This is a genomic window from Microcystis sp. LE18-22.4A, from assembly GCF_027531105.1.
Classification (GTDB): domain Bacteria; phylum Cyanobacteriota; class Cyanobacteriia; order Cyanobacteriales; family Microcystaceae; genus Microcystis; species Microcystis aeruginosa.
Window position 1 is genome coordinate 1 of sequence record NZ_JAPZRB010000609.1, and the last position, 6007, is coordinate 6007.

General features: G+C 41.8%; 3 protein-coding genes and 1 pseudogene. 1 reads left to right on the top strand and 3 read right to left on the bottom strand.

Annotated features, from left to right (window positions below):
• Positions 1–908: RNA-guided endonuclease InsQ/TnpB family protein (locus tag O9295_RS26030; RefSeq protein WP_288036171.1), on the bottom strand; the 908-nt coding region annotated here is incomplete at its 3' end.
• A gap of 168 nt (positions 909–1076) precedes the next feature.
• Between O9295_RS26030 and O9295_RS26035 the strand changes: the two are divergent.
• Positions 1077–1283: pseudogene (locus O9295_RS26035) on the top strand (IS200/IS605 family transposase); the annotation flags it as partial.
• 235 nt (positions 1284–1518) lie between these two features.
• Here O9295_RS26035 and pta read toward each other — a convergent pair.
• Together pta and O9295_RS26045 are read right to left on the bottom strand one after the other, a co-directional pair.
• The gene (gene pta / locus O9295_RS26040) at positions 1519–3615 is read right to left on the bottom strand and encodes a phosphate acetyltransferase (protein ID WP_288036172.1); all 2097 of its coding nucleotides are present in this window, start codon (positions 3613–3615) and stop codon (positions 1519–1521) included.
• A gap of 462 nt (positions 3616–4077) precedes the next feature.
• Positions 4078–5874, bottom strand: coding sequence for an N-acetylmuramoyl-L-alanine amidase family protein (locus tag O9295_RS26045; RefSeq protein WP_288036173.1), 1797 nt, complete (start codon positions 5872–5874; stop codon positions 4078–4080).
• Positions 5875–6007 lie beyond the last annotated feature (133 nt).

A 6007-nucleotide genomic window follows, 5' to 3' on the forward strand; every position in this document is an offset into this window, starting at 1 on the left:
CCCGAATCTAGAGATTGTTTTCTAACGATCCCTCTAGACCAGGAAACGAAGTTAATATCCTCAACGAAGATATTATCAGCAAAATCGCAAAGGTAATGAGCTAACTTAAAATGCCAATCTCTACGAGTATTAGACACTTTCTCGTGTAATCTTGCTATCTTCTCTTGGAGTTTTAACCAATTGTTTGAGCCTTTAGTTTTCCGTTTCAAGCGTCTTTGTAGCAATTTAAGCTTACTCTGTACTTTCAACAAAAATCGAGGGGCTTTGATTAAATCTCCCCGTGAAGTAGCGACAAAACTTTCAATTCCCGCGTCAATTCCTAAACAGGTCTTCCCAGTCGTTATATCGGGGACGGATTCTTGGGATTGGAAGGAAACCGAAACGTAAAATCCCGACGCTTTTTGGATAATTCGAGCTTGTTTAGGCTCGAACCCAGACGGGTATTCTCTAGATTGCCTGATTCTAATTTTTCCCAATTGTGGAAAATTTAAGTATTCGTCACCTAGAAAGCTTTTTGACAGCGCAGGAAAAACAAAACTCCGCATCTTTTTCTTAAATCTAGGAAAGCCGAAGCCTTTCGATTTCATCTGGTTAAACGCCTTATCTAAAGTTTTTAAGACTTGCTGTAAAACTTGAGCGTTAACCGTCTTTAATATCGGGTAAACTTTTTTAGCTTCCGTTAGATTTTTAGCTTGAACGAAGTAATTAGGATAGGGTTCATCCGCAGGAATTATGTACTCGGAAACTAGCGAACAGTGATCCGCAAGACACTTTCGAGAGTTTAACCAATCTTTCCGTTCTGAAAGAGCGTAATTATAAACGCTTTTGCCAACATCAAGAATGTGGATTATCTCCTGTTCCTGTTGTCTGTTTACCTTTAGTTTGTACTGGTAGGTAAGCGTTATCACTGTCTTTCGTGAGCGTGATGTATAGTTAAATTATAACACTTACTGCCTAGGATATCAACTATAGCGGTTCTCACACCTGTGTGGCACAGTTTAACCTTTGCTAATTAAGCTTTTCACCATCGATAATGTATCTCTTGCGAACAGGAAACGCTATAATTACAATCATGGACCAAACTAATCGCTAACCTTAAAACAGTTAGTAGTCGCTTAATTAGACAAGAATTTCCGTATTTGGCGGCCGAGTATTTCGACAACAAACCCTATTTTTGGACGGGAGCTTATTTCGTGGCTAGTTGTGGCGACGTTACTGTCGAACAACTAAAAAAATACGTCGAGAACCAAAACTCCCCGAAAGTGGAAACGCTACCGCGTTAGTTTTATTCTGGTCGCGATTCATCTCGCTCCATTGAGATAGTTTTGATTCCCGCTCTGGCCCGGTCGGGAGGAAATAATACCAATTCTCCAAAGTCTGACTACAGAAGTTTAATCCCCCTAAATCCCCCTTAAAAAGGGTGACTTAAATTCGATGTGTAGTTTTCATTTAGAGAAATGGTATAAGCATATTCCAGAAAAAGGGTTTTTTTGAGAAACCCGTTTTCTAACTGATAACTCAAAAAGATTGGGATTGAATTGCTGTGATCACCACCGTATTGATAATATCGGGAACGGTACAACCGCGACTGAGATCATTGACGGGTTTTTTTAATCCCTGTAGGATTGGACCGATGGCTAAAGCTTTCGTTTCCCGCTGCACGGCTTTATAGGTATTATTACCTGTATTCAGGTCAGGAAAAATAAACACCGTTGCTTGGCCCGCTACCTCTGACCCCGGCATTTTTTGGGCAGCTACTTCCTTATCCACGGCCGCATCGTACTGAATTGGCCCTTCTAGCTTCAAATCGGGGCGTTTTTCCCTAGCGATTTTGGTTGCTTGTCGTACTTTTTCCACGTCTTCTCCCTGGCCTGATTGACCTGAAGAATAGGAAAGCAGGGCGATTCGCGGTTCAATTCCGAATTTTTGGGCGGTTTCGGCAGAAGATAGGGCAATTTCGGCTAATTCCTCGGCGCTAGGGTCGGGATTCACGGCACAATCCCCATAAACCAAGACTCGATCCTCTAGACACATAAAAAAGACCGAGGAGACGATCGCACAATCGGGCTTAGTTTTGATAATCTGGAGTGCAGGCCGAATCGTGTGTTGAGTGGTATGCACTGCCCCCGATACCATACCATCAGCATCGCCTTGATACACCATTAAAGTGCCAAAATAGGAGACATCCTGTGCATAATCCCGGGCCATGTCGAGATTCATTCCCTTGGCTTTTCTCGCTTCGTAGAGGGTCTGCACATAGCTTTCAAAATGGGGACTAGCCACGGGGTCAATAATTTGCAGGCGATCGAGATCGAGGGTGATACCATGTTTTTTTATCACCATTGCAATCTCGTCCGGTTGTCCCAAGAGGGTTAAATCGACGATATCCTGTTCGATTAAAACTGTGGCCGCCTGGAGGATGCGCGGTTCGGTTCCTTCGGCCAAAACGATGTGACGTTTTTGCGCTTTGGCCTGTTGTACGAGATTATAGGTGAACATCTTCGGGGTAATCCCCTGGGTCCGCAAAGTGCGAATTTGCGCTTCTAGGCGATCGAGATTGATGTTACTGTGAAAAAGCTGCAGACTGAGGTTAATTTTATCGTAGTCCGTCGAGGTTAGGGTGGTTCGCACATCGTGGATGCGTTCGGCCGTGGTATAGGTATCGGTGGTGACGGAGAGAATCGGTAAGGGATCGGGCAAACCGTCAATTAAACGGGCGATCGAAGGATTGAGGTTATGACCTGCTGTTAAGACTATACCAGCTAATTGGGGATAATTGGCTGATTGGTGGGCCTGTAACATCCCGATAATCACATCGCCGCGATCCCAAGGAGTGATAATTAAACTATCTTCTTTTAACCGCTCTAGGGCATTTTGCATCTGCATGGCCACCACCAGAAAGTTACTAGCTAAACTGTCTAATCTCTGCTGTCCGTAGAGAACTTTTGCCTGTAATTGTTGGGCGATTTCTGCTACTCGCGGGCTGCTCAGTTTGGCATTGTGGGGAATCACTCCTAGGGCATATTCTTGGGGGGGAAAAATTTTAGTTAGGGTTTTCCGTAATTCCTCTATTTTTTCCTCTTCAGCTTGATTGATAATAATTCCGATCACCGTACAACCTTTATCTTGGTAGGTGTCGCAGGAAATCAGGATCGGACTAAGGGCATCTTCGATACTGCGCTGGTGAGCATTACCTAATATTAAGATGGGATGGCCGAGATTTTTGGCGATTTCTGTATTTAGTTCAAATTCAAAGGCGGAATTTTCTTGCAGATAATCGGAACCTTCACAGAGGATAAAATCATATTTTTTTTCTAAGTTTTTAAACTTTTTTATAATTCTTTCAATGATTTCATCAAATTTTTGTTGTACCAATAAATCCTTAACTTCTTCGTAACATAACCCGAAGGCTTCTTCGTAGGTTTGTTCTAATTTAAAATAATTGAGGATTAAGTCAATGTCTTCATCCCGATGACCTTCGGAACAGTCGAGAACAATTGGCTGGAAAAAAGCAACTTTATTAGTTTTGCGGAGAATTAAGTCAATAATTCCTAAAGCTACTAACGCTTTACCGCTTCCCGTTGCCGTCGTGCTGATATATAAAGAGTTAGTCATGGGTAGAGCAGAATAATAACAAGAGTGGGATTTAATTGGGCTACCCCAACCTTGAGGTGAGCGATTGATCCCCCCTTAATCCCCCCTTGATCCCCCCTTAATAAGGTGGTTTTGATCCCCCCTTAATCCCCCCTTAATAAGGGGGGCAGCGATCAAGTTGTCTATAAGGGCGTGAATTGTTGGCAAATTTTCAGTAAACTATCTTTATTTGTTGGCTAATACAGCGATTTTATCACACAGTGATCGCTGTTTGAATATCTACCAGAGAGTGATGGACTATACCTTGTAATCTAGCAGTTATTTTGTCCGATTGCTGTTCACTGGTAACATTTTTTCCATGAACTTGATTTAATTTCCTCAGATTAAGATAAAAACTCCAGCAAATCCTATCACTGGCTTTCCAGCTAGGGCTTGATTTTTCACAAAGATTTAAGCTTATCTCCCTCGGATTGCCATTAAATCTTAACTGGAAGCAATTACCCCAGATTGTTGAAACCATTGGCTAATTCCGGCGGCTAAAACTTGCGCTAATTGTTTTTGTGCCTGAGTATCGGTAATCCATTCAAATTCTTGAGGATTACTCATAAATCCTAACTCTAATAACAAAGAAGGACTACTATAAGGCCGAGTTAAAGCTAAATTATTCCAAAATACCCCATAGGAAGGACGGTTAAGATTTTTGGTTAAATAATCGTGGAGAAAAACCGATAGATCCGCTGCCTGGGGATGATACCAAAATATGCCGATTCCTTGAGTATTTAAGGCATCTCCATCATCAGGCAAAGCATTATAGTGAACCGATAGTGCTAGGGTTGGTTGCAGATTATTAATCATCTCTACCCGTGCTGGTAGGGATAGTTCGATGTCAGTTTCTCTGGTTAAATAAACTGTTGCTCCCAATTTTTCTAACTCCTGTTTAATTAATTTAGACATAACCAAATTAATCTCTTTTTCTGTGTAACCCGTCGGACCGACAGCGCCGGTTTCTTTACCTCCGTGTCCGGGATCTAATAAAATAACTTTGCCCTGTAAATTATCACTTTTTTCCGGGGGATGACGCAGGGTTAAGATTAAATTTGTCCCCTGGTAACGAAGACTATAACCCCACTGTTGTTTTTGGTTCAGATTAAAAGTGTATTCTATAGTAGTCGGGTTGATTTGTCGCCAATCTAAACGTCTAACTAAAGGATTATCCACCAGAAAAATTGTATCGGTTTGGGCAATGGTATTATAAAGGGTCAAAATAAATTTATCATCTTCTTGTCTCACGGCGATGGGTACAGGATGGGAGAGGGGGAAAATAATTTCTGTTGCTTGATTGATACTGCGAGAAGAGAGACCACGAATATTAGCATTATCCAATACCTCATTAACTATTAAACGGGTTTCTCGCTCTAAAATCCAACCACCATAATCTAACCGTAACCAATCCCCCTCTTTCCCGGTGACTCTCGCTTTTGTGCCTTGGGGTAAAGGAGTTAAACGGGAATAATTACTACCCGGCCCCGTGCGAGCTACCCCTTGGACCGCTATAATTTCAATCACTGGTAAATTTTGATCGCTAATAATGTTAATTTCTCCTTGACCTTGTTGGCTAATAGAGCGATTATTTAATTGTGCTGTAAAAATAGGTTTTCCTAAGTTAGCCTCTTGCTTAAACTGCTGACAACCTCGATAGTAACCAGTTTTATCCTCGGAATTCGCTTGATTAAGATTAGTTAAAACTGCGGCATTACTAGGCAGTTTTGTGGTTTGAGGTTGGGGTAAAAGAGGCAGAATTTTATCTCCTAACTGCACAGAAACCTGAGCTTGGGGAGTGGCAATCGCACTAAAACAAATCCATTCCCCCACTAACCTCGTCCTATGGACAGAAGGACTGAGAGAGTTATCAGCAAAAGCTAATCCTTGGGGAATAACTGCTTGAGTATCTCGACGAATTATTTGACGATTAATAGTTTGGTTTTGATAGCGAATAGTGAAATTATTTTCGCCAACTTCTAGGGGAAAACTAGGGGCAAAATATCCTTTAGCACTGCGTTGAATCGGTTGATTATTGAGCAAAACTTGACCCGATGGAGGAGCAGAACCAATAAAAAAGATTCTCGATGCCGTGGTTTGATGATTATCGGGAGGATAAACAATCATTAATGAGGTAGATTTGGCGCTGATACTGTGATAAAAACCGATTAATAGGACTAAACCTAAACCGATTAAGATATTTTGCCCAAAAGTTCTCACCTTTAACCAGAATCGCCCCATATTATCCCCCTCTTAGCTGACAAATATTATCCTAGGACAAATTCTCGAGGTTTGTTGTTCGTCTTCTAAGCTGTACTGTATTTAAACTGCCTGTGGAAAATAGTCGTACAAATGCTCTGGCTCCCACTTCCCC

Excerpts from the sequence above, each read along its gene's own strand:
- pta (WP_288036172.1), bottom strand. The coding sequence starts at position 3,615 with ATGACTAACTCTTTATATATCAGCACGACGGCAACGGGAAGCGGTAAA.
- O9295_RS26045 (WP_288036173.1), bottom strand. The coding sequence starts at position 5,874 with ATGGGGCGATTCTGGTTAAAGGTGAGAACTTTTGGGCAAAATATCTTA.